Origin of the sequence: Acetobacterium sp. KB-1 (genome assembly GCF_003260995.1) — a bacterium.
Lineage (GTDB): Bacteria > Bacillota > Clostridia > Eubacteriales > Eubacteriaceae > Acetobacterium > Acetobacterium carbinolicum.
This window is the reverse complement of record NZ_CP030040.1, coordinates 551825-577114: the sequence shown is the minus strand read 5'-3', so window position 1 is coordinate 577114 and position 25290 is coordinate 551825. Positions and strand designations below refer to the sequence as shown.

Below are 25290 nucleotides of genomic sequence, written 5' to 3'. Positions count from 1 at the left end.
TAATCTTATTCTAATTTCATTTTGTCTTCAATATTTTTAAAAACGTCTTTTTCAATATGATTTTTGTTTGCTTTTACTAATTCAATCTGGCTTTCAAATAGTTGATTCTGCAAGTCTAAAATCGTTTTACGACTGGTTTCGCTTTCAATTTTACTTTGTCGCAAATGCTCACGGTATTGAGCCAGTAAATCATTTTTTTCGTCTAATTCTTTTTGTAGCAACTCTTTTTCTTCCGCCAGAGTCTCATATTTTCCTTTTTCTGCATCTAATAAGTCATTCGTTTTCTCAAGTTCATCTCGGACTAGTTTAATCTCGCCAATTTCCTTCGCTTTTACTTCTTCACTGGTACGAATTTCTTCTTCTGCAATAAAAAGTCGCTCAGTTATGTTCATACAGCCTAGAATTGCAATCCGAATGTGATTAGTAAAAGGATTAGCCGCCTTGACGCGTTCCAACTCGGCATTGACATAATCAGAGACAAGTTTGATATGCTCTTCGTTTCCCTTTGCCTTTAAATTAAATTCAGTATCTAATATGCGTAATTCCATTATTGTTTGTTCAGGCATTTTTTCCTCCTGCGAAATAAATTTCTAAGTGGTAAATTGTGTTCCACTCTATTATATGTAATAAACTTAAAAAACACAAATGATTTATCAATTAATAATTTTCGATCACTTGCATCAGTTTTGTGTTTTCGATGATCTGAAAGTTGATGTGCTTCTGAGTGATGTATTCAAATCCATCTCTTGATTGATCATAAACAACCGGGATGGAGTAAATCGGCTTCTTGTATTTGTTAGCGTAACTCAGCGTATGGATGGTTCCGCTACCCGGCGAAAAGTTAGAGACAATCACAAACTGACTGGTGCCACTTTGCAGGCGATCTCGTTCGACAAATTTATAAGGCTGAACCGTTTCATGGTGATTGTATTCTGAGATCAGGCAACCGCCATGATCACAAATCCTTTCTGCCAATTCTTTATTCGAACCCGGATAAAGCCGAACCAAACCTGAAGGCAAAAATGCCACTGTCTTTCCCCCGGCGGCCAGACAACCACGATGTCCATAACAATCTGATCCGGCGGCCAGGCCACTAATCACGACAAAATTATTTTCGGCAAGAATCTTACCGGCCTGAAAAGCAAAATCCGCTCCCAGTTGAGACGGCGTGCGACTACCGATAACCGCGGCCCGTTTGGGTTGATTTAAGATTTCAAGATCTCCGATATAATACAGTAAGATCGGATGATCATTAAAATCAAGACACACTGGAAAACCATCATCTAAATAGGATTTGCATTGAATCCCCAGCTCTTCGCATTCATCGACGAGCCGTTTGGCATCCGCAATGGCTTGCTCAATCTCAACTCGTCCGATTTGACTTGTAATAATATGAAAAGTTTGACCGATTTCCACCACCTCTCGGAATGAAAGAACCTGGGGCGAGGTAATAATTTCTAGCAGCAGCTTAATTTTCTGGCGTCCGACCCCTTTTAATTGTAAAAGGCCAATAATAATCTCATATATATGATTCATACCCGTAATTGCATTAATTATTCGCGAAGCTGAGCGTCAAATGATCGTTTGAGTTCGCAAATGATTTGATCGATCACCGGATTGATATCATTGTCGTTTAGCGTCCGTTCGCGATGTCTGAAGTTTAACGCATAGGCCAAACTCTTATAACCATCTGGTATTTGAGCCCCCGTATAGACATCAAATAATTCGATACTTTCGAAAATATCACCACTATTTTTGCGGATAATTGTTTCAACTGCAGTAGCCGGAATATCTGATTTCAATAAAATAGCCAAGTCCCTGTTTGATGCCGGAAATTTTGGTAAATCGATAAATTTATTAACCAGCGAAGAACAATTGTAAAGTGCCTCAAAAGACAACTGGCATACATAACACCGCTTTGGCAGTTCATAATTCTTGACGACAACAGGATGAATCTCACCGATTTCTCCTAATTTTACGCCATCTACGAAAACTTCAGCTTTTCGTCCGGGATGGAAGAAATCTGATCCGCCGGCAATAAATTCCGGATATTTGATTCCGCACTGCTTAAGTAATAGCTCGACAACTCCTTTTAAGTCAAAATAATCCTCATTACCATAGCTACTCATTACTAGTTTCTGTTCTTCTATGGGCAACTCCCCGGGATTAAAATTTTTGCGATAGGTATTTGCCAATTCAAAAAAACGACCAAACGGATTTTTTCGATTATAGTTTAGTGAAATCACTTCCAATTGATGTCCGATGAGGGTATGGCGCATAATACTGTTTTCTTCTCCCAATGGATTAATCAGCGGGATGAGGTTGTCTTCGAGCTGTGAATTCAGCCCTTGAAGGCGTTTTTCACTGGTGAAAGAGGATGTTAGTGTTTCATAATACCCCTGACCGACCAGGATGTTTTTAAGGGCGTCTTCAAATTTTTGAACTGGTGTTTTACCCCCTACCATGGTTTCGCCTCCCATAATGGTACCGGGGATCATATCGTAGCCAAAAATCCGGACCACTTCTTCAGCCAGATCTTCTTTAAGTTCAATATCCATCCGATAACTAGGAACCTCAACTGCCAGAATATGATCGTCGATTGATTCGACCTTAAAGAATAAACGGGCCAGTATTTTTGAAATTTCATCCTTTGAGAGCGAAATACCGACAAAGGCATTGAACCAATTAACATCCAGGATGACTTTTTTTAAGGATACAACACTCGGATAAACATCAATCAGCCCTTCAATGACTTCACAAGCGCCGATTTCTAAGAGTAAATGAGTTGCTCGCAGGGCGGCAATACCTGCTAATTCAGGATCAACGCCTTTTTCAAAACGTGACGATGCCTCGGTTCTAAGACCCAGTTGCTTGGCTGTTAAACGCACACTGCTTTTGTTAAAGTTGGCAGACTCCAGAACAATAAGGCTGGTTTTTTCAGTTATTTCTGAATTTTCTCCGCCCATTACACCGGCAATCGCCACCGGTTCCTTACCGTTTGTGATCATCAACATGGTTTTATCAATGGCCCGCTCTTGATCATCAAGAGTAATCATTTTTTTATCAGTCGTAGTTTTAATCACAATTTCCTTGGACTGGAGACTATGATAATCAAAGGCATGAAGTGGTTGGCCCAGTTCGAGCATTACGTAATTGGTGACGTCAACAATATTGTTAATTGGACGAACTCCGCTGTTTAGAAGCTTAATCTGCATCCACAGCGGTGATGCTTCAATTTTTTTTACCTTTAGCATCTTGGCTACATAACGAGGACAAGCCAGATCTTCAATCTTTACCGACAAATAATTAGCAATTTGATTTGAGCTTTCGATAGCAGAGTAAGTAGTAAAACCGGCCATCGGCAGATCCAGGGTTGCTGACGCCTCCCGGGCGATGCCGATGATGGACTGGCAGTCCGAGCGGTTAGCCGTCAATTCGACATCAATGATCACATCATCCAGCCACAGCAGTTCCCTGGCGTCCATTCCCAGGGGGGTATTTTCTGGGAGAATTAGAATCCCTTCCATGATTTCTTTGGAAAATAAATCGGTGTTCATACCGAGTTCTTCAATGGAGCAAAACATCCCGTGTGAAAGCAGTCCTCGAAAATCATTGGTACCGATTTTGGTGCCATTGGCAATCACAGCGCCATCAACAGCAATCGGAACGATCGCGCCTTCAAAGACGTTTTTAGCGGCCGTAATAATCACCCGTTCGTCAGTTCCCATATCCACCGTACAGACAATTAGCTTATCGGCATTGGGATGAGGTTCAATTTTGGTGATTTTTCCAGTAAAAATATTAATTACATTTTCAGCAACAACCGTTAATGTTTCGACTTTTGTACCCGACATGGTCAGAGCCTCGCCAAAATCATAAGGGGGTATTTTTATATCAACAAATTCTTTTAACCAATTCAGTGAAACGAGCATGTTATAGTTCCTCCTATTTAAATTGCGCTAAAAAACGCAAGTCATTTTCAAATAATAAACGCAGATCGTTAATGCCATATTTGATCATCGTTATTCGATCCAGTCCCATCCCAAAGGCAAAGCCACTGTACTGCTCGGGATCAATGCCACAGAACCGCAAAACGTTGGGGTGAACCATGCCGCAGCCAAGAATCTCAATCCAACCGGTGTTGCTACAAACCTTGCAGCCGACACCACCGCATTTAAAGCAGGTGACATCCATCTCCGCGCTTGGTTCGGTGAAATAAAACTGGTGGGGCCGGAATTTTGTCTTGGTCTGTTCGCCAAAGAGTTTTTTAGCAAATAAATCCAGGGTTCCTTTGAGATCGCTCATGGTAATCCCTTTGTCGATGACCAAACCTTCCATTTGATGGAAAACTGGCGAATGGGTGGCATCTATTTCGTCGCTACGATAAACTCGGCCTGGTGAGATAACCCGCAACGGTGGCTTCTGCTGCTGCATAACCCGTACCTGTACTGGTGAGGTCTGGGTTCGCAGGACAATCTCGTCCTCATAATAAAAAGTATCCTGCAAGTCTCTAGCGGAGTGATCCTGAGGAACATTGAGGTAGTCAAAATTATATTTAGCCCATTCAATTTCCGGACCTTCGGCAATGGAAAATCCCATCCCCAGAAAGATTTCCTTGAGTTCATTAACGGTTGTGGTAAGCGGGTGAAGATTTCCGACTTGATGCTTTTTTCCCGGCAGGGACACATCGATGCTTTCTTCTTTGATCTGAGCTTCGATTTCCTTTTGTTCAAGCGACTGCTTCTGGGCTGAAATATTATTCTCAATTTCTTCCCGTATTTCATTGGCCAATTTTCCAATTATTGGACGCTCTTCGTTGGAAAGCTTACCCATTCCCTTAAGGGCGATGGTCAGTGCCCCTTTTTTGCCCAAGTACTTTATTCTCACATTATCCAACGTTTTTAATTCTTCAACAGCATTAAGATCAGCCAAACAGCGATCTCTTAGTTGTTTGAGTTCTAACTCCATTTTATTCTCCCTTTTTTATCTTATTAAGTGTTCTTTTTTAATCATTTAACTAAAAAAATCGTCCTTCTAAAAAGGACGAAATTATTCCGCGGTACCACCTTAAATTAATACTCTATGTATTCACTCAAAATTTTAACGCAATTAACGTTAGAAGCTAAAGGTCATCAAAAGATGACGTTCACGTCTAAAACTCCAGAGGGAACTTCAATAAATTTAAACACAAAATCTCTCAGCCTGGGATTTATTCTCTGTAAAATTCAATATTTATTTACTCGCTCTATCATTGTTGATAATTTATTTAGTTTTTGTTTAATGCTGTTCTGAAAATAATCTATTTAAAATCTCTGATCAGGTCATACATGATGATCCCTGCTGCGGTTGCAACATTAAGCGACTCGGCCTGTCCCCAAATAGGAATTTTAAGTAAAACGTCACAGCACTCACTCATCTTATCCGACATCCCCCTGGACTCATTTCCCATAATAATAGCAAACGATTCGGTAAGGGGTTCGCGCTCCCATATGGAACTACCAGTTAAAGAGGTACCAATGATGGTGACTAGCTGCTCTTTTAAGTGTTTTACATAAACTGGCAACGATTCAACTTGATAAATCGGCAGGTGAAAGATTGAACCCATGGAACCCCGAAGTACTTTCTCGTTATAAATATCTGCTGTTTTATTCGATGTTACAACACAGTCAAAGCCAGCCGCATCAGCAGTTCTGATAATGCTACCAACATTGTAGGGATCCTGAACATCTTCTAATAAAATAGATCGTTTAAAGATGCCTGGCTGGACACTCATTTTTGGTAACGTACAGATTATCCCTTCCGGTTTTTGCAAGTTGGAAACGGATGTTAGAATTGAAGCCGCAACAATTGCGATGGGCACACCATTATCGACCAGCTCTATCATACTTTCGTTGAACAAGGCATCATTTGTTTTTAGCCATTCACTTGTCATAAATACTTGTTTAAATTGCAATCTTTTTTTGACGGCTTCTTGAAACAATTTGGTTCCCTCAATTACAAAGGCCCCTTCCGCATCTCTAAAAGATTTACTGCTGAGTTTCCGTAAATATTTAATTTGCTCATTATTTTTTGAAGTGATTTCTAAAAACATTGCTAATGATCTTTTCGGGATAGTTTATTGATCTCATTAATGGATCGATTTTCACCCATAACAATCAGTTTGTCGCCAGGATGAATAAGATCACTTGCCAAGGGCGAAGCATTTAATACATCGAGAGTACGAATGGCAATCACATTTAATCCGTGTTTTTCTCTCAAGTTCAGTTGCTCCAATGTTTTTCCTTCCCAGACATGGAGCGACTCCACTTCAACAATGGAATGATTAGTATCCAGCTCTAAAATGTCGATAAAATCGCCAGAAAAAAGATTGTGCGCAACCCGTTCACCCATATCACGTTCAGGGGAAAATACTTTTTTAACCCCTAATTTAAGCAGTACTTTTTCATGCTGAGCATTATTTGCTTTCCCATAAATCTCGCTGATCCCCAACTCCTGAGCATTGACAATGCCCATGATGCTGCTGTTAATATCAGAAGTGATGGATACAACAACAGCATCTACATTTTTCAAACCAATCGACTTCAGCGCATTGATATCGGTCACGTCGGCCTGTACCGCATAGGTTACCAAATTCGCGATGTTTTGAATCTTTTCTTCGTCTTTATCAACAACAACAACATTACAGCCCAACTCACTAAGAGTGATGGCAAGTGCTTCACCAAAACGCCCTAAACCAAGGACTGCAAACTGCTTTTCTTTCAATTAATACTCCTCCTCTAGCCAATCATAATATTGCCTTCAGGCAATTTAAAATTACCCACGTTTTCCCGGGCTCGTTTTTCACTTCGTGATATAGCATAGGCTACCGTCAGAGGACCTAGCCGACCAACAAACATGGTAATACTGATGGCTATTTTCCCAGCAATAGATAAATGTGGGGTCAATCCCGTCGTTAACCCAACCATACCAAATGCAGAAAGCACTTCAAAAACGATTGTTTCAAAAGAAGCTTCGGGTTCAGTACATAATAACACAAAAATCATCAGGATGACAATAGCGAAAGCAATGACAATTACTGAAATTGCCCGGCGAATAGCTGGACCTAAAATGCTTCGTTTAAAAATAGAAACATCTTTTTTACCATGCAGCACTGAGGCAACAGTCATAATAATAATGGCAAATGTGGATGTTTTAACGCCCCCACCAGTAGATCCTGGTGATGCACCGATAAACATAAAGAGCATGGTTAAAAAAAGTGAGGGCGGCGTCAACGCTGCTGTATTGATAGTATTATATCCAGCAGTTCGCGGTGTTATGGACTGAAAAAAAGCAGCCAAAAATTTTTCTGGAAGGGATAAGCTTCCCATGGTTTGAGGGTTATTATATTCAAATATAAAAAAGAAGACAAACCCAACAATCAGTAAAACACCTGTAACGGTTAATACCAGTTTAGCATGCATACTCATCTTTTCAAACTTGCGCACATTAATCAAATCACTGGTAACAGCAAAACCTAATCCACCTAAGATAACAAGACCACCAATAACAAAATTAATAATAAAATTCCCCGCATATTTTGTTAAACTCGAATAGTTCCCAAACAGATCGAAACCGGCATTGCAAAAAGCTGAAATGGCATGAAAAAAACTATATGCAGTCCCCTGTAAAAATCCGTATTCAGGAATAAAAACAAGTGCCAGCAATAAAGCCCCGATTCCTTCAATCAGAAGCGATGAAAAGAATATATATTTGGTAAATTTAACGATTCCAGAGATCGAATCCATATTCACCGAAGACTGAATCAAGAGTCGATCTTTGATGGTAATGCGTTTCCCGGCCAGAACAAAAAACATGGTGGTCAGTGACATGAAACCTAAACCACCAATCTGGATCAGAAAAATAATAACGAATTTTCCGAAGACTGACCAAAAGGTTCCCGTATCCACAACCACAAGGCCTGTCACACAGACAGCTGAGGTGGCGGTAAACAACGCGTCGATTAAACCAGCGCTCTCTCCTGATACACTGGCGATGGGCAGAGTAAGAAGAATTGTACCTAAAAAGATAACCAGAGCAAATCCATAAATCAACATTTCCGCAGGGGAGCGCTGTCCAACAAACTTATTAAAATTCCAACGTATCTTTTCTGCCATGATCTTGTCTCCACCTAAAATATTTGATAACCATACTTATTTTAACACTCTGTTTTGAAAAAGCAACAATAATATATAATAAAAAAACTTCCCAAGCATGGATAATCCGTTGAGAAGTTTTTCGTACGATTAGTTCATGTTTTTCTTTGATACGTCAACTAAATCATTGAATGCACTAATATCATTCATTGCCAAATCTGCTAAGATTTTACGGTCAATTTCAACACCAGCCTGTTTTAAACCAAACATAAATTTACTATAGCTTAAACCATGCATTCTTGCCCCAGCATTGATTCGAGTGATCCACAATCTTCTGAAATTTCGTTTCTTTTCTTTTCGGCCAACATATGAAGATCTGAGTGCTCGCATAACGGCTTCATTTGCTGATCTATATAACTTACTTTTAGCACCATAATAGCCTTTAGCAAGTTTAAGTACTTTTTTATGTTTCTTTTTGGCATTAACGCCTTTTTTAATTCGCATTATCTATTTCCTCCTATCTTCAAATATTATCTTTTTACCATTTTGATCATTTTCATTACTACTTTAGCATCTCCAGGAGCCAAACCAGTCGCTTTTCTGAGGTTTCTTTTTCGCTTACTGCTTTTTTTGTTAAGAATATGGCGTTTTCCTGCTTTTGTCCGTTTAATAAAACCTGATTTTTTTATTTTAAAACGCTTTGCAGCACCACGGTGTGTTTTCATTTTTGGCATAACTATTTCCTCCTCCCTGTACAAGGTGTCTTTTATAAAAAACTAGATCTGAGGAACTTAATCAAAAATAGATCGGTTCCAGTAGCAGATAGTCAATTAACGTGTTGATTTATTTATCTTTTTTCGGTGCTAAATACATGACCATATTTCTTCCTTCAATTTTCGGGTTTTTTTCTACCACGGCGAGATCAGAAACACGTTCTGCAAAATCAAGAAGTACCGTTTTTCCCTGTTCAGTATAAGCCATTTCGCGGCCTCTGAAACGAATAGCCACTTTGACTCGGCTACCTTGTTCCAAGAATTTGATGCAATTTTTAATTTTAACATTAATATCATGCTCTTCAACTCGAACCGACATACGTATTTCTTTAATAACCACAGCTTTTTGATTTTTCTTAGCTTCTTTTAATCGCTGAATTTCTTCATATCGATACTTTCCGTAGTCAAGAATCTTACAAACCGGCGGTTTAGCGTTTGGTGAAACTTTCACTAGATCTAAGTTTTTTTCATCGGCTAGTTTCTGAGCGTCTTTAGTCATCATGACTCCCAACATTTCACCTGCTTCGTCAATTACACGGATTTCGCGATCTCGGATCTCGTTATTAATTTCGTGTTGAACATCTTTACTAATAGTAATATACCTCCATATATAAAAATTGCAGGTAGAGTTACTCCACCTGCAAAAAAATACTAACGAAACTTAAACTAAGTTCATTCATATTTACCTATTCCCCTGAGAAATGAGGTGAGAAGTGGAATCCTCTACTTTGTTACTTTGATATTATATGCTTATTCACTCTTAATGTCAACTGTTTTTTTATGAAAGCAAAGTCCGATCATTGGCAAATTCTTCGCCGCTAACTTGACCAAAACGTTTGAGCAAATCTTCAACCGTCAACTTCTGTTTCTCTTCACCTTTGATGTCTAAAATCACCCGGCCTTCATGCATCATAATCAGTCGATTACCATGCTCAATGGCATGGCGCATGTTATGCGTGACCATCAGCGTAGTCAGATTTCCTTCTTTAACAAAGCGATCACTTAGCTGCAAAACCTTATCCGCAGTTTTGGGATCCAAAGCTGCTGTGTGTTCATCCAGTAAAAGTAATTTCGGTTTTTTTAGTGTGGCCATCAATAGGGTTAAAGCCTGCCTCTGCCCGCCAGAAAGCAGACCAACCTTGGCATGAAGTCGATTTTCCAGCCCCAAGTCCAGATGGCTGAGATACTCTTTATAAATCTCTCGTTCCTTATTGCTGATTCCCCAGCTCAATGACCGGGTTTTACCACGACGATAAGCCAGAGCGAGGTTTTCTTCGATCCCCATATTACCGGCTGTGCCCATCATCGGATCTTGAAATACCCGACCAATTACACTAGACCGTCTATGTTCCGGAAGCTTGGTGACATCTAATCCGTCGATAAGAATGGAACCCTTATCAACACCAAAGACGCCCGCCACACAATTTAGGAATGTCGATTTACCAGCGCCGTTACCGCCAATTACAGTAACAAAGTCTCCTTCTGTCAGCGATAAACTAAAATTGCTTAATGCGATCTTTTCATTGACTGTTCCGGCATTAAATTTTTTCTCAATATCCTTGATTACTAGCATTTTATAAATCGCCTCCATTCATCGATTTTTTAAGGGGACGAAGATAGGATTTAAAGACTGGCAGTGACAAGGCAATCGCCACTGTAATCGCTGTGAATAATTTCAAATCGTTGGCTGGCATACCCATTTTCAATACTAGGGCAATGATAATACGATAGGTAATAGCCCCTAGCGCCAACGAAATCAAACAATTGAAAAAATTTCGGGTACCAAAAATTACTTCACCAATAATAACGGAGGCTAAACCAATGACAATTGAACCAATTCCCATTTGGATATCAGCAAAACTTTGACTCTGAGCAATTAATGACCCGGAAAGCGCAACCAAACCATTGCTGATGACCAAGCCTAGAATAATCATATTATTAGTATTGATACCTTGAGCTCTAGCCATTTGAGGGTTGTCACCAGTGGCCCGGATGGCACAACCGATTTCGGTTCCAAAAAACCAGTATAAGAGACCAACTATCGCCATCACACTGATAAAACCAAAGAGCATGACCACATTTGTTGGGCTTAATCCCAGGTTCTCAAGTGGTGTAAAAACCGTATCAATCCGTAAAAGTGATAAGTTAGCCTTTCCCATGATTCGCAGGTTTACTGAATAAAGTGCAATCATGGTTAAAATACCTGCCAGCAACGCAGGAATTTTTAGTTTTGTATGAAGAATTCCAGTTACCAGTCCTGCCAGCATACCGCCTACGAAAGCTAAACACGTGGCGATAAAGGGATTCATCCCATTAAAAATTGAGAAAGCTGCGATGGCAGCTCCCATTGCAATACTTCCTTCTACTGTTAAATCTGCGATATCGAGTATTCGGTAGGTGATATAAACGCCGATTGTCATGATGGCCCATAAAAGACCAAGCGATATTGCACCTAATATAATCTCAAACATTATTTTGCCTCACTTCTTATCTATTGATTATGTGCATTAATAACTTTAGCAAGCAGTCATGATTTCCATGACTGCTTGCTAAATTGTTTCTTTTGTTTTTTATTTTGCTGTAATGACGTATTGAGAAAGATCCGAAGGAATGGTTAAACCAATTTCCTCAGCAACTGCGCCATTAATTGCATACTCAAATTTAGTCGCTGCTTCGATGGGCATAGTAGCCGGTTCTGCTTCACCTTTAAGAATTTTTACCGCCATTAAGCCTGTCTGATAACCCAGATCAGAATAGCTGATTCCCAAGGTAGCCAATCCACCCGATTCAACCATGCCGGATTCACCACAGATTACCGGTGTTTTTGACTGGGAGGTGATGCTTTGAACCTGAGGCATCGCTGATGCAAATACATTATCAGTAGGAATGTAGATGGCATCACACTGGCTGACAATAGACTGGGTTGCCTGCTGGACGTCATTAGAATTGGTGACTGTTACTTCTACATAGTTTAAACCCAGTTTTTCAATGGCTTCTTTTGCCATTTTCGCCTGGATGATAGAATTGTCTTCACCTGAAGTATAAAGAACGCCTACCGTTTTTGCTGTTGGTACTAATTTAACCAAAAGGTCGATTTGTTCTTTAATTGGATTCATATCTGTTGTACCACTGACATTTCCACCAGGTTCTTCATTTGTTTTAACGAGACGAGCAGCTTCATAATCAGTAATAGCGGTTCCCAAAATTGGAATTTCAGTTGTTTTGCCAGCAATGGCCTGTGCAGCCGGGGTCGCAATCGCCAGTACCAGGTCTACCTTGTTGCTGACAAAACGGTCGCTGATGGTCGATAAATTACTTTGATCCCCCTGGGAGTTTTGGATATCAAGCGTAATATTATCGCCATCCGTATAGCCATTGTCCGCAAGAGCAGTGACAAAGCCTTCCCGGGCAGCATCTAAGGCAACATGATCAACATACTGTACGATCCCGATTGTAGCGTTCTTACTCTCTTCCTTTGTTCCAGATGTCCCAGAACTTGAGCAGCCAGCGCCTAAAACAATCACCGCAGCAATCAGAACCGCAGTCATTAATTTTTTTCCGTGTTTTTTCATTTCTTTTCCTCCATTTTTCATTCTTTATTCAATCAAACCTTTTCAGGCTGAATTGTTCGTATTCGTTTGTGTATTTACGCAAAAAAATTCGTCTCTGTATAACAGGGACGAACTAAAATTCGCGGTACCACCTTGCCTTTGATGCTTACACATCACGCTCTGCAAGCAACCTTAGTCACTTAACCAGGATAACGGTCGGTATCCGGCCCAGCCTACCGGGCAAACCCATTCGGTGAGCAGCTCACAGGATGTATTCATAATGGTGTCCCGCTTCCTTGCACCAACCGAAAGCTCTCTGAAAAGATCATCCTATTATTACTGTTTCCTGATCATCACTTTATTGTTTTTTATTATATTGATACGAGTCAAATTTGTCAACCATTATCGCAAATTTGACTCGTATTTATTCCTGATTCAGTCTAAGGTCAACGATTTTGTTTTAATTTTTTGAATTAGCTTTACCTTGAAATCTTCCATACTGATGAGTCCAGCATCACCAGTATCCCGAATTCTAAGTGCCAAATCGCCGCCTTCGGTTTCTTTATCTCCCACTACCAGCATATAGGGAACTTTTTGCATTTGTGCTTCCCGGATCCGGTAGCCCAATTTTTCATCCCGGGTATCCACCGATGCGCGAACACCAATGGCGGTGAGTTCTTCAGCAATACCTTTGGCAAAATTATGATGGGCATCAGCAACGGGGATAATCATGACCTGAACCGGCGCCAACCAAACCGGGAATTTTCCGGCAAAGTGCTCAATCAGGATCCCCAAAAATCGTTCGATACTCCCTAAAATCGTACGATGAATAATAACCGGACGATGTTTTTCGCCATCCGAACCAATATAGTTCAGATCAAAACGTTCCGGCATTTGGAAATCTAATTGAATCGTTCCACATTGCCATGTTCGTCCTAGGCTATCTTCCAGGTGGAAATCAATTTTAGGTCCATAAAATGCTCCATCGCCAGGATTGAGACGATAATTGATTTCTTTTTTCTCAAGGGCTTTTCTTAATGCTTCGGTTGCTATTTCCCAAACTTCATCAGATCCAATCGAATTTTCTGGTTGTGTCGATAATTCAACTTTATAACTAAAACCGAATATCTTATAAACATCATCAGCCAGATCGATTACCTTGATGACTTCTTCTTGAATTTGCTCGGGAGTCATGAAAATATGCGCATCATCCTGAGTAAAAGCACGGACACGCATCAGTCCATGAAGCGCACCATGCAGTTCATGGCGGTGAACTAGACCCAGTTCTCCCATTTTTAACGGTAAATCACGATAGGAGTGACCCTTTGTTTTATAAACCAGCATGCCGCCGGGGCAGTTCATTGGTTTAATGGCATATTCACTCTCATCAATCTCAGTAAAATACATATTTTCTTTATATTTATCCCAATGTCCCGAACGTTTCCATAGATCGTTATTAAGTATAATGGGTGTTTTAATTTCATGGTAGCCTCGACGTTGGTGTTCTTCGCGCCAAAAGTTTTCCAGCTCGTTTCGAATGATCATGCCCTTCGGATGGAAGAAAGGAAATCCGGGACCTTCTTCATGCAATGAAAAAAGATCAAGTTCTTTTCCTAATTTACGATGATCCCGTTTTTTGGCTTCTTCGAGTCGAGTCAGGTACTCATCCAACTGACTTTTTTTAGGGAAGGTAATGCCGTAGATCCGCTGTAGCATTTTATTTTTCTCATCACCCCGCCAGTAGGCACCGGCCAGACTTAAAAGCTTAATGGCTTTAATTCCGCTGAGGTTTTGAATATGGGGACCGGCACAAAGATCCGAGAACTCACCCTGGGAATAAAAGCTGATGATGGCGTCTTCCGGCAGATTTTCGATCAGTTCAGCCTTATAAATCTCGCCTTCAGCATTAACCTTTGCCAAAGCGTCGTTGCGGTTCAGTTCGTAACGACTAATCACCAGCCCTTCCTTAACAATTTTAGCCATTTCTTTTTCAATTTTTTCCATGATTTCCGGGGTGATAATCACATCGACATCAATATCATAGTAAAAACCATTATCAATGGCCGGGCCAATGGCCAGTTTTGCCTGTGGATACAATCGTTTGACCGCCTGAGCCAGCAGATGGGAACCGGTATGCCAGAAAGCATGCTTGCCGCCTTCATCTTCAAATTTTAACAGATTGAGGGTGGCATCTTCGTTAATCGGTTGACGAACATCGACAACCTTGCCACCCAGTTCCCCTGCCATTGTATTTTTAGCTAAACCGGGACTGATATCATTGGCAACTTCAAGGACAGTGATTCCGGGTTCATAAGTCTTTATGGATCCGTCTTTTAACGTAATAGTAATCATGGTTTTCTCCTTTATTTCTGAATTTAATTGTAACCCAGCATTATTTTCCAGCGACTCGCTTATAAAAACAAAAAAAGTCCCTTTGTCAAACAAAGGGACGTATTAACGCGGTTCCACCCAATTTGATTCACATGCGTGAATCCACTTAAGTTCTGAATAACGGTCAGCTCCGAAAAACCCTACTATTAAAAAATGAAAGATGCTACACTGCACAACTATCGATCCGATTTCAGGTTTTGACTCCAAGGTGGTTTTCAATTATCACTAGTATAGGCAATTACAGCCAGGTTGCCTATTCTCTGAATCTAATGGGTAACTTACTCGTCCTTATCAGCGCCTTTTTTATTTTTATTGAGTATTAGTATAACCTTTATCTAAAAAAGAATCAATACTTTTAAAAAAAATTAATTTAGTAAATTAAACATCAAAAATTAGCAAATAATGCTAAATCCCGTTTCAAAGAATACTAATAATCCTTGTTCATTATTGATTGTTGTTGATTCGGAAAAATGATCAATCAACGTTCTCGAAAAATACTGAAACTTGACCTGGTTATAGATTTTTTTTGGTGTAAAATTAGCAAAGACATTCAGGAAAGTCGCGATATTCTGAGGATCTTTTAAAAATTCGAAGATCCATTCCTTATCAGGACAAGTATCAAGCATATCGCCTGGCAGTCTGAGATTCCCCTGGGAGAGAAAGTCAAACTTAATCCATTCACTAACTTGATCATTCTTTTTTTGTTCTTTGAAAAACTCCTTTAAAATACTAAAGAGTTGTTCTTTTGATTTTCCTACTTCATAATATCCCTGTTCGTCCCAATAGCAAGAAAAGGCTTCAAAAAAGTCAAAAGGGGTGTCGTAAATCTTGGCTTGAAAAATAAATGCCAAACTATGTTTGAATGCGCCGCTATTGAAATAACGATCCACTAACACTTCAATTTGACGCAATTGATACAGTTCCTCAGCACTAAGATACTTATTAGAAATAATTTCATATGGCGGAAAGCTGGCATACTGGTAATCATGGATCTCAGACTCTTTGCGAATGCGGGTACCTTTCAGACACTTCAGAAAGCCTAATTGCAGCATACCGGGATTAAGGGCAATGACCTGATTAAAGGATGACTTAAACACCTCATAGGTTTCATGGGGTAGGCCAGCAATCAGATCCAGATGAATATGAATATTATCTTGTTCCAAGAGTTTTTTTACATGATTTTCTGTTCGTTCGACACTGATTTTTCGGCCAATAGCCGAAAGCGTAGCGGGTGCTGTGCTTTGAACACCGATTTCGAATTGAATCAGTCCCGGCGGTGCCATCGCTAGCAGAGCAATCATTCCATCATCGATGAGATCTCCGGTCATTTCAAAGTGAAAATTAGTGTCGCCGCCTTGTTTAATAAGATAGGAAAATATTTCTTTAGCTCGGCTCAAATCGCAGTTAAATGTCCGGTCTACCAGTTTAACCTGTTTGACACCAGCCTGAATAAAGAAATCCAACTCCTTAAAAACCCTATCCAAACTCAAGATGTTTAGTTTCTGTGTAGTTGAAGAAAGGCAATATGAACAGGAAAACGGGCAGCCTCGCATGGTTTCATAATAAATAATCTTATGATTGAGACTGTTTAGATTCTCATTTAAATAAGGAAAAGTCAATTGGTTTAATGGAACCGCTTTCGAATCGGGACTATCAACAATTTCTCCCGATCGTTTTCGATAGCAGAGCCCGGGAATTTTACTAAAGCGTTCCTGGTCGCGATCTTTGAGCAACGCGTTTAGTATACCTTCCCCTTCCCCCTTTACAATAATGTCGCAGAAAGGATAGTTCTTCATCAGCGTCATGGCATCAAAACTAACCTCCGGACCGCCTAGAATAATTTGCACCTGGGGCCTGGCTTTTTTAACTATTTCGGCTAACTTTAGAACAATTTCTATATTCCAGATATAACAAGAAAAACCAATACGTTTAGCATCGTGATCGAGCAGTAGCTTGATAATACGATGAATTGGATCATTAATTGACATCTCCAGAATTTCAACATTAAAATCCGGCAGTTGCGCCTTTAATGAACGAACGGCCAGATTAGTGTGGATATATTTCGCATTGACAGCGACTAAAACAAGATCTTTCACAGTAACCTCCAGGTTATCGGGTGGTTTATATCTAAATGCTAACTGCTAGGATAAATAATCTAGACATTAAATCGAAAAAAGGTAACATCGCCATCTTTCATGACATAGTCTTTTCCTTCAACCCGGGTGACGCCGCTTTCCTTGGCTTTTACTTCCGTACCGGCTTCAATTAATTGTTCAAAACTCGTTATCTCAGCCCGAATAAACCCACGTTCAATATCAGTGTGGATCTTACCGGCGGCCTGAGGCGCTTTGGTACCTTCGGTGACAGTCCAGGCTCTTATCTCCTGGGGTCCGGCGGTCAAAAAAGTAATCAGCCCTAATAACTTATAGCCTGAACGAATAACCTGGTCAAGTCCCGATTCTTCCAAACCCATATCAGATAAAAATTCTGCTTTTTCAGCATCATCAAACTGAGCGATTTCTTCTTCAATTTTTGCCGAAATTTTAATAATATCCTTGTGACTACCGGAGTGATTTTCCCGAACAGTCACTTTTAAACGGGTTACCATCTCATTATCTTCATGAAGATCATTCTCTGAAACATTGGCGATATAAAGTACCGGTTTAATCGAAATCAATTGAATCGTTTGAATGAATTCCCATTCATCGACTGTAAAATCATCGTCATGCGGCATTTTTCCACCTTCAAGAATTTCCCGCAATCGCATCGCTACTTCGATGTTAGCTTTTTCCTGAGGATTTGTTTTAGCCAGCTTTTTATTTTTTTCGATCCGTCGATCCAGCATTTCGATATCTGCAAAAATAAGTTCCAGATTGATGGTCTCCAGATCGTCGATGGGATCGATTTTTCCTTCCACATGAACCACATTTTCATCTTCAAAACAACGGACAACATGGACAATGGCATCAACCTCACGGATATGCGAAAGAAACTTGTTTCCAAGACCTTCGCCTTTGCTGGCACCGCGCACCAGACCGGCAATGTCGACAAATTCGATGGTAGTAGGGATTACCTTTTTTGAATTGTACATTTTTTCTAAAACAGCTAAACGTGGATCTGGCACTGTCACAACCCCGATATTAGGATCAATGGTGCAAAATGGATAATTGGCAGACTCTGCCCCGGCCTTAGTTAACGCATTGAATATGGTGCTTTTCCCGACGTTGGGTAAGCCAACGATTCCTATTTTCATAGTTACCTCTTTCTAATTTTCTTAGTACTGAAATTAATTGTTTTATTATGAAATTCACTCTGCTATCCATGATAGAATTAATCCCGACATTTAAAAAGGTGGATTTTCCAGCCCCGAAGGATCAAGAAGTGCCACCATTTCGATTGGTTCAGTAATTCGGTTGATACCCAAAGTTTATATCAATTGTTGACTTTTTATCTCCAGTAAAATTCACTTAGATAAAAAGTATCAATCAAGTTGATTGCATGAGACGCAGATTATCGATTAACAGGGCTGCTTTTCCAAAGTTTTTCCAAGTTATAAAACTCTCGTTCTTCGGCATGAAAAATATGGATGATCACATCATAATAATCCAGTAAAATCCAGCGACCTTCCCGTTGGCCCTCGATGTTTTTGGGGAATATTTCCAATTGTTTAGCTTCATACTCTATATTATCAGCAATAGCTTTGACCTGACGTTCAGAACTCCCGCTGGCAATAACAAAATAATTGGCAATGGATGTCATTTCGGTTACATTAATGACCTCAATATCCACCCCGTTTTTGTCCTCAATCCAGCTTTTTATTTTTTGTGCAAATTCTTCTGGAATAATAAAAATCACTCACTTTCTTTTTTAATTTTCTTTAAGTTTATGGTTTTGATAATTAAATCGTTTCGCGCATCGATGGTTCGCTTATGGAGTAGTGCACCTGTTCGCGCCACATGACAGATACAATTAGTTAGTGCCATAATAGTGGCCCCGTCCAAATCAGTATCTGCCATTTGTCGAATGGTCTCAACGCCTGGAAAAGTACGGTCTTTTTCAATATAATCGGCCAGATAAATAATCTTATCCAGTGTGCTCATATTCTTGCAACCAGTAGTGTGACAATCTATGGCATTTTGAATTGCGGTATCGTTGATACCGTAACGCTCTTTAGCAAGGACCGCACCCACTGGGCCATGAAGTAGCTGGGGATCATTTCGACTCACACGATCGATTTTAATCTGATGCCGTTTGGCGCAGTCAAGCTGCTGTTCATCTGTCAGATTCTTAGCACAGTCATGCAGCAACGCTGCCAACCTGGCCTGGTCTTGATCACAGCCAAAGTTATGAGCCAGTTTCTCAGCCGCCTCAACCACGTTTTGTGTGTGTGTGAAGCGTTTAGGAGTTAGAATTCTTTTTAAATCTTCTTCGATATCAGTCCAATTCATTGCTATCCTCAATAGACACATTCGGCAAGTAAAGGTGATACTCATGAATATAGGCTTCCACCGCGTCAGGAAGTAAATAACGAATGGAGTATCCATTTTTAATTCGTGCCCGGATATCAGAAGAGGCAATGTCCATTTCGGTGGCATACAGCTTGAAAATAGACGCCCCGTAAATCTCCTGTAGCTCTTTGATCCGCATATCCAGCCGATCGTGACTATAACCCGGACGGAATGTCGTGATAAACTTCACCGACTTTAATAATTCCGGGGCACCCTTCCATAAGGTGATTTCAAACATTAAATCGGCACCGGCAATAAAATAAAAATCACAGTCCGGATAAATTTCTTTAATGGTATTGATGGTATCAATCGTATAGGTGATACCACTCTGATCAATTTCATGGGTCAAAATTTCAAAACTGTCATTGCCTGCGATTGCCAGTTCGACCATTTTAAGTCGGTGCTTTCTGGCAATTTCGTCTTGAGATAACTTAAATGGGTTATTCCCGGTAGGAATAAACAACACCTTATCCAATTCATATTGATCTCGAGCCGACTCTGCCAGTAGTAGATGCCCCGTATGGATGGGATTAAAACTTCCTCCCAGAAGACCGATTTTTTTCTTCATCTCAAACCTTTGCTTACTATGAATTAGTGAATTTTCGCGACGGACTAAGTGCCTTTTTCTTGACACGTTTAATGGGTTTCTGATTTTTTGTAGGCACCTCGATTTTTGTTTTTAATAAATTCTTCTTATAAAGGATAAATTTACTACCGATGGTGCACACAATATCGGATTTTGTGGCTGCAGCTAATTCCCGGGCCACATTATTGACATCTTCCAGAGAATTATTTTGAACCTTTCCCTTGATCAGTTCCCGGGCAATAATGGCGTCCCTGGTCTGCACGATGACTTGTGGTGTGATGCCATCTTTACCGATGAAAATGATATCGGGAATATCCATCGCAAGTTTTCTTAAATAACTTCTTTGTTTACTTGTTAACATTTTTTCTCTACTTTCTACGACGCTATTATAACATATAATAATGCGGGAAATCTATTTAAAATACTCAAATTCGATCTCTTCGAGTTGAACCACATCTTCATCCTGAATGCCCATTCTTTCCAATTCTTCAAAGACGCCTTTATCTTTTAGAACCCGCTGGAAGAAACCTATGGAATCCAAATCTTCAAAGTTAACCGACGTAATCAGTCGCTCCACGAATGCACCTTTAACTACAAATAAATGATCGAATTTTTCAACGGTGAATTGTTTTTCTTTAAAGTCCGGGGTGAAAATGATTTCAGTTTCCGGTTCAAAGTCAAAAATCGGCTCTACTTCGCCAATTTCATCGAGCAACTTTATGGTTCGGCTTAACAGTTCATTGAGTCCCTGACCAGTTACTGCGGAAATGACAAAGACTTCATAGCCCATTTGTTCCAATTCAGCCTTTAAATTATCCGTTTCTTCAGGTTCTAAAAGAAGATCAACCTTGTTCAAGGCCACGATCTGAACGCGTTTTGCCAATTTTTCGTTGTATTTTTCCAATTCAAAGTTGATCTTTTTAAAATCATCCAAAGGCTCCCGGCCTTCACTGCCAGAGGCGTCCAGAAGATGAATCAGCAGTTTGGTTCGTTCCACGTGTCTAAGGAACTGATCCCCCAGTCCGGTACCCTCATGAGCACCTTCGATCAAACCGGGAATGTCAGCGATCACAAAAGGATCAAAATTTCGCCATTCAACCACTCCAAGATTGGGAACGATGGTGGTAAAATGGTAATTGGCTATCTTGGGCTTAGCTTTAGTGATCACCGATAAAAGGGTTGATTTACCGACATTTGGAAAACCAATCAGACCTACATCAGCAAGCAGCTTGAGTTCAAGAATAACGGTGCGTTCCTGACCCTTGACACCACCCTGGGCAAAACGAGGTGCCTGTCTGGTGGCGGTGGCAAAGTTCATGTTTCCCCGACCACCCCGGCCGCCTTCGGCGACCCGGTATTTTTGTCCATGTTCTGAAAGATCGCAGATGATTCGTCCGGTATCTTTATCTTTAATAATGGTTCCCACTGGTACTTTGATAATCAGATCTTCTCCGGTTTTACCGGTAGACCGACAACCGGTTCCGTTTTCGCCATTTTCTGCTTTGTGTTTTCTTTTATATTTAAATTCCATCAGGGTCCGAAAACCATTATCAGCCATAAATAAAATATTGCCGCCATGCCCTCCGTTACCACCGTCTGGACCACCATTGGGAACATATTTTTCGCGGCGAAAACTCATGCCGCCATGTCCGCCGTTGCCGGCCTTTAGAATAATCTCTGCTTTATCTACAAACATTGCTACCTCGCTTTTTTTATGGTATCTACCCAAACAACAAAAAATAAAACCTCTTATCTTGTAAAAACGAGCATAAGAGGTTTTATGGATGTATTATTTTGTCACTGGAAAACTAGATGGCTTCCCGAGGATAAATACTTACTTGTTTTTTATCTCTGCCTTTTCTTTCAAAACGTACGATGCCATCTTCTAATGCGAATAATGTATCATCTCCGCCTTTTCCAACGTTAGTACCAGGGTGAATTTTTGTTCCTCTTTGACGAACAAGAATATTCCCTGCTAGCACGAATTGACCGTCTCCTCTTTTGACTCCAAGACGTTTGGCTTCACTGTCACGACCATTTCTTGAACTACCAACCCCTTTTTTATGGGCGAATAGTTGAAGGTTCATTTTTAACATGTTGTTCACCTCCTATTTATTGTTCTTCAAACTGGATATAATCTCCATAAGCTTCCTTAATCCCCCGGATTCCCAGGAGATAGGTCGAAATGAGTGTATCTGTTTTCATCTTCATTGATTCATCTGTGATTTCGGGAATGATAAAGCGGACATAGCCTTCTTCTACCACTTCGCCGAGATCTTTCCGACCAAGAATTTCGGTAAGTCCGTTTAAGATGCTGATGGTTAATACCGATACAGCAGCACAAACGAGATCTTCGCCATGATCAGCAAAACCGGCATGACCAGATACGATTATTTCTTGTGCTATTTTTTTCTTACCTTGAATCTTTACTGAAATCATAAACGCCTACGCTTGGATGCCAGTAATTTTAACTTTCATGAATGGTTGTCGATGACCTTGTTTTTTACGATAATCTTTTTTAGATTTATACTTGTAAATAATAACCTTAGGTCCTTTTGCAACTTCTAAAATTTCAGCTTTAACAACAGCATTTTCAATCATTGGGGTACCAATGATCATTTCACCATCTTTGTTGACTGCTAAAACTTCAGTAAAAGTAATTTCTTTTACATCTTCTTCAGTTAATTTGATTTTCTCAATATGAATAACATCATTTTCTTGAACGCGGTATTGTTTACCACCTGTTTTAATAATTGCATACATGATTCTACACCTCCTCATACCAGACTCGCCACAAAAGGTGCTTTCGACTTAAAACCTTGTGTGTGCGGCTACATAACTTTATAAATAATAACATGGCAAGCTCCAAAAGTCAAACAAAATAATTAGAATACAAGCTGTTTTGCATAATTGATCAATCCACTCAACTATTTTTATTTATTTGGAGGTTTTTCAGTAAAATTGGGTATAATTGATACAAAACAACTAGAGGAGGAAAATAAAATTGCAAAAAAGCATGTCTAAAATAAAGATTGTTGCTGTTTTTTTATTAATCGCATTGGCGATCGGATTCACTATTTATAATTTTTATCCAAAGATCAATCAGACCGTGCAAAAGGATAAAATCATTGCTGTTGCTAAAGAAAATCACACTGAAATCGCCGACCGGATTGATTTTAACGCCTTACTTGCACTCAATCCTGATACGATCGGTTGGGTTCAAATCGAAGGAACCCCTTTGGAGTACCCGGTCGTTCAGACCGATAACAATGATTACTATCTATCCCATAATTACTTGCAGGAAGAGTCCTTTGAAGGTGCAGTTTTCCGGGATTACCTGTGTAATACTACCACTACCCGGAATCACGTTCTCTATGGTCATTATATGTCTGATGAATCGATGTTTGGCAGTTTGTGGAACTATCAGGATCAAGCCTACTTAAAGCTCCATCCGGTGATACAGTTTGATCAACCTGGTCATCCCGGTGATTGGGAAATCTTCTCGATTTATATTACTAAAGCTGACTACGACTATCGACAGCCAGAATTTATAACCGATGGTGAGTTCATAGACTACATGAATCGACTAAAGGCGAGATCCCTGTATGATACCGGAGTGACTCTTGATCCCGATGATGAAGTATTAACTCTTTCCACCTGCATTTATACCTTCGATGATGCCCGATTTGCAGTTCATGCCCGTAAGGTAAAATAATAAAAGTGTCCGCTAATTACAACATCGATTGTAATGTTTTGACAGCGGACACTTTATAATAATCAACTATTTAAAACCTACGGTAGCTTATTTTCCAGCTTTTCTTAATTCACGCTCTGGCTTGATTATTTTTTCTTCATAATCAAAACACTCTTTGGCGATGACGCTACTTAAAACAAGCAGTGAGATTAGATTCGGAATAGCCATCAAGCCATTCATCGTATCTGAAAAGTCCCAAACTATTTGCAATGCTGTGGTTGCGCCTACAAAAGCTACTAAACTAAATAATAAGCGATAAGCTTTTACCGCTATCGGAGCCTTTATTAAATACTCCAGTGATTTTTCGCCATAATATTCCCAACCTAAAATTGTTGAAAAAGCAAACAGCATTATACCAATGGTGACAATATATCCTCCGATAGGTCCTAGAGCAGATTCAAATGAAGCAATGGTCAATGCCGCTCCACTGAGTAGTTCGCCTGCTTCAGTCATGGTTCCCAGTGCCCCTGAAGAGGCGATGACCAATCCAGTAACCGTACAAACTACCAGGGTATCAAAGAATGTCCCGGTCATATTGATATAACCTTGCCGAGACGGATGATCCGTTTTTGCTGCGGCGGCTGCAATTGGAGCAGAACCTAATCCGGCTTCATTTGAGAATACGCCTCGGGCGACTCCCCAACGCATCGCGCTGAGCATGCTGGCGATTACGGTTCCGCCTACACCACCAGCCATAGCCATAGGTGAAAAGGCCATGGTAAAGATCTGAGCAATACCTGCAGGAATATTTCCAAAATTAATAATAATAACTAGTATACCTGCAACAAAATAGAAAACCGCCATAAATGGTACGATTACGCCACAAACCCGACCAATACTTTTAATCCCACCTAATAGAACAATAATTGCCAGAATGGTGATCACTGCACCTGTAATCCAGGTTGGAATGCCAAAGGTTCCCAAAACTGCACTTGAAATGGAGTTTGCCTGGGTCATGTTACCGATACCAAAAGAAGCAATTACTGCGAAAACTGAGAACAACACCGCCAGAATCGATCCGATCGTCTTATTCTTAAAGCCGTTTTTCATCGCATACATTGGTCCGCCAGCCATTTCACCTTCACTATTCGTTTCGCGGTACTTAACCGCCAATACACTTTCACCATATTTAGTTGAAAGACCAAATAATGCACTGATCCACATCCAAACCAAGGCGCCGGGTCCACCAAGGACCATTGCAGTTGCTACACCAACAATATTACCTGTTCCAATGGTTGCCGCCAAAGCTGTCATTAAAGACTGGAAGGGTGAAATATCACCACTCGATTCTTTTTTTGTCGGGTCCTGCTTGGCAAAAACCGATTTTAGCGCATAACCGAGATTCCGCCATGGCAAAAACTTTAACCGAATTGTTAAAAATATCCCGGTTCCCATGAGTAATGCCAGCATTACAGGTCCCCAAACAAAATTGTTGACTGCTGCAATAATTTCCGAAAAATTCATCTTAACCCCCTTAAAAATATAATGGGATTATTTTATCACTATTTTTTTTACTTCACAAGACTAAATTAACATAAACGAGTTAATGACAAGTATTTACTATCAACTGATCGGATCTGGTACAATAGGTAAAT

General features: G+C 40.1%; 26 protein-coding genes and 4 other annotated features. Of the genes, 1 reads left to right on the top strand and 25 read right to left on the bottom strand.

What is annotated here, in order from left to right; translation table 11 throughout:
• Nucleotides 1-5: 5 nt before the first annotated feature.
• The 24 genes from zapA to rplU form a co-directional block, all read right to left on the bottom strand.
• Nucleotides 6-566, bottom strand: coding sequence for a cell division protein ZapA (gene zapA / locus DOZ58_RS02705; RefSeq protein WP_242988582.1), 561 nt, complete (start codon nucleotides 564-566; stop codon nucleotides 6-8).
• A 91-nt stretch (nucleotides 567-657) separates the two neighbouring features.
• The gene (locus DOZ58_RS02700; protein ID WP_111886895.1) at nucleotides 658-1536 is read right to left on the bottom strand and encodes a DNA-processing protein DprA; all 879 of its coding nucleotides are present in this window, start codon (nucleotides 1534-1536) and stop codon (nucleotides 658-660) included.
• 17 nt (nucleotides 1537-1553) lie between these two features.
• Nucleotides 1554-3932: a phenylalanine--tRNA ligase subunit beta gene (gene pheT / locus DOZ58_RS02695; RefSeq protein WP_111886894.1), complete on the bottom strand. Its 2379-nt coding sequence runs from the start codon at nucleotides 3930-3932 to the stop codon at nucleotides 1554-1556.
• A gap of 13 nt (nucleotides 3933-3945) precedes the next feature.
• A complete protein-coding gene (gene pheS / locus DOZ58_RS02690; protein WP_111886893.1) occupies nucleotides 3946-4968 on the bottom strand; it encodes a phenylalanine--tRNA ligase subunit alpha in 1023 nt (340 codons plus the stop codon).
• Between the two features lie 68 nt (nucleotides 4969-5036).
• Nucleotides 5037-5261 (bottom strand) — a binding site (T-box leader).
• Nucleotides 5262-5299: 38 nt separating this feature from the next.
• Nucleotides 5300-6091 carry an RNA methyltransferase gene (locus DOZ58_RS02685; RefSeq protein ID WP_111886892.1) on the bottom strand — a complete coding sequence of 264 codons (792 nt, stop codon included), beginning with the start codon at nucleotides 6089-6091 and terminating at the stop codon, nucleotides 5300-5302.
• A gap of 2 nt (nucleotides 6092-6093) precedes the next feature.
• The gene (locus DOZ58_RS02680) at nucleotides 6094-6762 is read right to left on the bottom strand and encodes a TrkA family potassium uptake protein (protein WP_111886891.1); all 669 of its coding nucleotides are present in this window, start codon (nucleotides 6760-6762) and stop codon (nucleotides 6094-6096) included.
• 14 nt (nucleotides 6763-6776) lie between these two features.
• A complete protein-coding gene (locus DOZ58_RS02675; RefSeq protein ID WP_111886890.1) occupies nucleotides 6777-8153 on the bottom strand; it encodes a TrkH family potassium uptake protein in 1377 nt (458 codons plus the stop codon).
• A 129-nt stretch (nucleotides 8154-8282) separates the two neighbouring features.
• Nucleotides 8283-8639, bottom strand: coding sequence for a 50S ribosomal protein L20 (gene rplT / locus DOZ58_RS02670; RefSeq protein WP_111886889.1), 357 nt, complete (start codon nucleotides 8637-8639; stop codon nucleotides 8283-8285).
• 23 nt (nucleotides 8640-8662) lie between these two features.
• On the bottom strand, nucleotides 8663-8866 hold the full coding sequence (gene rpmI / locus DOZ58_RS02665) for a 50S ribosomal protein L35 (RefSeq protein WP_026393216.1): 204 nt from the start codon (nucleotides 8864-8866) through the stop codon (nucleotides 8663-8665).
• Nucleotides 8867-8975: 109 nt separating this feature from the next.
• Nucleotides 8976-9503: a translation initiation factor IF-3 gene (gene infC, locus DOZ58_RS02660; protein ID WP_111886888.1), complete on the bottom strand. Its 528-nt coding sequence runs from the start codon at nucleotides 9501-9503 to the stop codon at nucleotides 8976-8978.
• A gap of 7 nt (nucleotides 9504-9510) precedes the next feature.
• Nucleotides 9511-9640, bottom strand: a sequence feature (ribosomal protein L20 leader region).
• A gap of 43 nt (nucleotides 9641-9683) precedes the next feature.
• Nucleotides 9684-10478 carry an ABC transporter ATP-binding protein gene (locus DOZ58_RS02655; RefSeq protein ID WP_111886887.1) on the bottom strand — a complete coding sequence of 265 codons (795 nt, stop codon included), beginning with the start codon at nucleotides 10476-10478 and terminating at the stop codon, nucleotides 9684-9686.
• A 1-nt stretch (nucleotide 10479) separates the two neighbouring features.
• The gene (locus DOZ58_RS02650; RefSeq protein WP_111886886.1) at nucleotides 10480-11376 is read right to left on the bottom strand and encodes an ABC transporter permease; all 897 of its coding nucleotides are present in this window, start codon (nucleotides 11374-11376) and stop codon (nucleotides 10480-10482) included.
• 99 nt (nucleotides 11377-11475) lie between these two features.
• Nucleotides 11476-12477 carry an ABC transporter substrate-binding protein gene (locus tag DOZ58_RS02645; RefSeq protein ID WP_111886885.1) on the bottom strand — a complete coding sequence of 334 codons (1002 nt, stop codon included), beginning with the start codon at nucleotides 12475-12477 and terminating at the stop codon, nucleotides 11476-11478.
• A 100-nt stretch (nucleotides 12478-12577) separates the two neighbouring features.
• Nucleotides 12578-12819: a binding site (T-box leader), on the bottom strand.
• Nucleotides 12820-12891: 72 nt separating this feature from the next.
• The gene (gene thrS / locus DOZ58_RS02640) at nucleotides 12892-14808 is read right to left on the bottom strand and encodes a threonine--tRNA ligase (protein WP_111886884.1); all 1917 of its coding nucleotides are present in this window, start codon (nucleotides 14806-14808) and stop codon (nucleotides 12892-12894) included.
• A 90-nt stretch (nucleotides 14809-14898) separates the two neighbouring features.
• Nucleotides 14899-15151 (bottom strand) — a binding site (T-box leader).
• A gap of 88 nt (nucleotides 15152-15239) precedes the next feature.
• Entirely contained in the window at nucleotides 15240-16943 is a 1704-nt protein-coding gene (locus DOZ58_RS02635) for a B12-binding domain-containing radical SAM protein (protein WP_111886883.1), read from the bottom strand.
• Between the two features lie 59 nt (nucleotides 16944-17002).
• The gene (gene ychF, locus DOZ58_RS02630; RefSeq protein WP_111886882.1) at nucleotides 17003-18100 is read right to left on the bottom strand and encodes a redox-regulated ATPase YchF; all 1098 of its coding nucleotides are present in this window, start codon (nucleotides 18098-18100) and stop codon (nucleotides 17003-17005) included.
• Nucleotides 18101-18357: 257 nt separating this feature from the next.
• Nucleotides 18358-18702 carry a ribosome silencing factor gene (gene rsfS / locus DOZ58_RS02625; RefSeq protein WP_111886881.1) on the bottom strand — a complete coding sequence of 115 codons (345 nt, stop codon included), beginning with the start codon at nucleotides 18700-18702 and terminating at the stop codon, nucleotides 18358-18360.
• On the bottom strand, nucleotides 18699-19295 hold the full coding sequence (yqeK, locus tag DOZ58_RS02620) for a bis(5'-nucleosyl)-tetraphosphatase (symmetrical) YqeK (protein WP_111886880.1): 597 nt from the start codon (nucleotides 19293-19295) through the stop codon (nucleotides 18699-18701). The genes rsfS and yqeK overlap by 4 nt, the downstream gene beginning before the upstream one ends.
• On the bottom strand, nucleotides 19282-19923 hold the full coding sequence (gene nadD / locus DOZ58_RS02615; RefSeq protein ID WP_111886879.1) for a nicotinate-nucleotide adenylyltransferase: 642 nt from the start codon (nucleotides 19921-19923) through the stop codon (nucleotides 19282-19284). Before nadD ends, yqeK begins: the two co-directional genes overlap by 14 nt.
• Before the next feature lie 16 nt (nucleotides 19924-19939).
• Complete coding sequence (locus DOZ58_RS02610) at nucleotides 19940-20302, bottom strand: YhbY family RNA-binding protein (protein WP_111886878.1); 363 nt, start codon at nucleotides 20300-20302, stop codon at nucleotides 19940-19942.
• A 51-nt stretch (nucleotides 20303-20353) separates the two neighbouring features.
• Nucleotides 20354-21637: a GTPase ObgE gene (gene obgE, locus DOZ58_RS02605; RefSeq protein WP_111886877.1), complete on the bottom strand. Its 1284-nt coding sequence runs from the start codon at nucleotides 21635-21637 to the stop codon at nucleotides 20354-20356.
• A 112-nt stretch (nucleotides 21638-21749) separates the two neighbouring features.
• Complete coding sequence (gene rpmA, locus DOZ58_RS02600; protein WP_014356380.1) at nucleotides 21750-22037, bottom strand: 50S ribosomal protein L27; 288 nt, start codon at nucleotides 22035-22037, stop codon at nucleotides 21750-21752.
• A gap of 16 nt (nucleotides 22038-22053) precedes the next feature.
• On the bottom strand, nucleotides 22054-22380 hold the full coding sequence (locus DOZ58_RS02595; protein ID WP_111886876.1) for a ribosomal-processing cysteine protease Prp: 327 nt from the start codon (nucleotides 22378-22380) through the stop codon (nucleotides 22054-22056).
• 6 nt (nucleotides 22381-22386) lie between these two features.
• Nucleotides 22387-22704, bottom strand: a complete 318-nt coding sequence (gene rplU / locus DOZ58_RS02590) for a 50S ribosomal protein L21 (RefSeq protein WP_111886875.1) — start codon at nucleotides 22702-22704, stop codon at nucleotides 22387-22389.
• A gap of 241 nt (nucleotides 22705-22945) precedes the next feature.
• On the opposite strand from rplU, the gene srtB reads away from it, so the two are divergent.
• Nucleotides 22946-23656, top strand: coding sequence for a class B sortase (gene srtB, locus DOZ58_RS02585; RefSeq protein ID WP_111886874.1), 711 nt, complete (start codon nucleotides 22946-22948; stop codon nucleotides 23654-23656).
• A gap of 87 nt (nucleotides 23657-23743) precedes the next feature.
• On the opposite strand, the gene DOZ58_RS02580 is transcribed toward srtB, so the two are convergent.
• Entirely contained in the window at nucleotides 23744-25159 is a 1416-nt protein-coding gene (locus tag DOZ58_RS02580; RefSeq protein ID WP_204355460.1) for a sodium:alanine symporter family protein, read from the bottom strand.
• Between the last annotated feature and the right edge of the window lie 131 nt (nucleotides 25160-25290).

Coding starts and splice junctions, on each gene's coding strand:
- rpmA (WP_014356380.1), bottom strand. CDS start 22,037: ATGTTAAAAATGAACCTTCAACTATTCGCCCATAAAAAAGGGGTTGGT.
- yqeK (WP_111886880.1), bottom strand. CDS start 19,295: ATGAATTGGACTGATATCGAAGAAGATTTAAAAAGAATTCTAACTCCT.
- DOZ58_RS02655 (WP_111886887.1), bottom strand. CDS start 10,478: ATGCTAGTAATCAAGGATATTGAGAAAAAATTTAATGCCGGAACAGTC.
- ychF (WP_111886882.1), bottom strand. CDS start 18,100: ATGAAAATAGGAATCGTTGGCTTACCCAACGTCGGGAAAAGCACCATA.
- pheS (WP_111886893.1), bottom strand. CDS start 4,968: ATGGAGTTAGAACTCAAACAACTAAGAGATCGCTGTTTGGCTGATCTT.
- obgE (WP_111886877.1), bottom strand. CDS start 21,637: ATGTTTGTAGATAAAGCAGAGATTATTCTAAAGGCCGGCAACGGCGGA.
- DOZ58_RS02675 (WP_111886890.1), bottom strand. CDS start 8,153: ATGGCAGAAAAGATACGTTGGAATTTTAATAAGTTTGTTGGACAGCGC.
- zapA (WP_242988582.1), bottom strand. CDS start 566: ATGCCTGAACAAACAATAATGGAATTACGCATATTAGATACTGAATTT.
- thrS (WP_111886884.1), bottom strand. CDS start 14,808: ATGATTACTATTACGTTAAAAGACGGATCCATAAAGACTTATGAACCC.
- rpmI (WP_026393216.1), bottom strand. CDS start 8,866: ATGCCAAAAATGAAAACACACCGTGGTGCTGCAAAGCGTTTTAAAATA.
- pheT (WP_111886894.1), bottom strand. CDS start 3,932: ATGCTCGTTTCACTGAATTGGTTAAAAGAATTTGTTGATATAAAAATA.
- DOZ58_RS02700 (WP_111886895.1), bottom strand. CDS start 1,536: ATGAATCATATATATGAGATTATTATTGGCCTTTTACAATTAAAAGGG.
- DOZ58_RS02645 (WP_111886885.1), bottom strand. CDS start 12,477: ATGAAAAAACACGGAAAAAAATTAATGACTGCGGTTCTGATTGCTGCG.
- rplU (WP_111886875.1), bottom strand. CDS start 22,704: ATGTATGCAATTATTAAAACAGGTGGTAAACAATACCGCGTTCAAGAA.
- DOZ58_RS02580 (WP_204355460.1), bottom strand. CDS start 25,159: ATGAATTTTTCGGAAATTATTGCAGCAGTCAACAATTTTGTTTGGGGA.
- DOZ58_RS02685 (WP_111886892.1), bottom strand. CDS start 6,091: ATGTTTTTAGAAATCACTTCAAAAAATAATGAGCAAATTAAATATTTA.
- nadD (WP_111886879.1), bottom strand. CDS start 19,923: ATGAAGAAAAAAATCGGTCTTCTGGGAGGAAGTTTTAATCCCATCCAT.
- DOZ58_RS02595 (WP_111886876.1), bottom strand. CDS start 22,380: ATGATTTCAGTAAAGATTCAAGGTAAGAAAAAAATAGCACAAGAAATA.
- DOZ58_RS02610 (WP_111886878.1), bottom strand. CDS start 20,302: ATGTTAACAAGTAAACAAAGAAGTTATTTAAGAAAACTTGCGATGGAT.
- DOZ58_RS02650 (WP_111886886.1), bottom strand. CDS start 11,376: ATGTTTGAGATTATATTAGGTGCAATATCGCTTGGTCTTTTATGGGCC.